A 526-nucleotide genomic window follows, 5' to 3' on the forward strand; every position below is an offset into this window, starting at 1 on the left:
CGATTGCAGCGTCGTTACTCTTCTCTGCCATCTTCACTTAGATAGCTGGAATTACATCGACATTTCTATCATTAAAAGACATAACATACTGTTATAGGCGACCCTAGATCTCATTTTGTAAAATAAACTCACCCTTCGTTACATATTTTGCTGATTCGCATCGCATATTTTGTTTCGATATACCCATAGATTTGTTCAATATCTTTTATCTCTAATGGAGTAATCAATGAGAGAAGTTGAGTTTAGAACGATAGACCGACTATTTATTAAGATGTCTATCAACGACAAAATGTGGGTTATTTTCCTCCTATTTCTGGTGGCACTCACTTCGGTAGCAGGAAGCCGATACCTAAATGATTTGCATCAGTTCGAGCAACAATCTATCGCCAACGTGCAAGCAAAACTAGATGGCATCATCGAAGCTAATCCCACAGATATCTATCAAATTACTGGTATCTCCAAAGCCAACCCTCAACAAAAAAGCTTGTTTGCAGATGGTGTTACCACGGTTTATGGCACAACCTCT

General features: G+C 38.6%; 1 pseudogene. It reads left to right on the forward strand.

Annotated elements, in window-relative coordinates:
• Positions 1-226: 226 nt before the first annotated feature.
• Positions 227-526: pseudogene (locus R7E78_RS30255) on the forward strand (methyl-accepting chemotaxis protein); the annotation flags it as partial.

The organism is Vibrio sp. YT-19(2023), assembly GCF_033337395.1.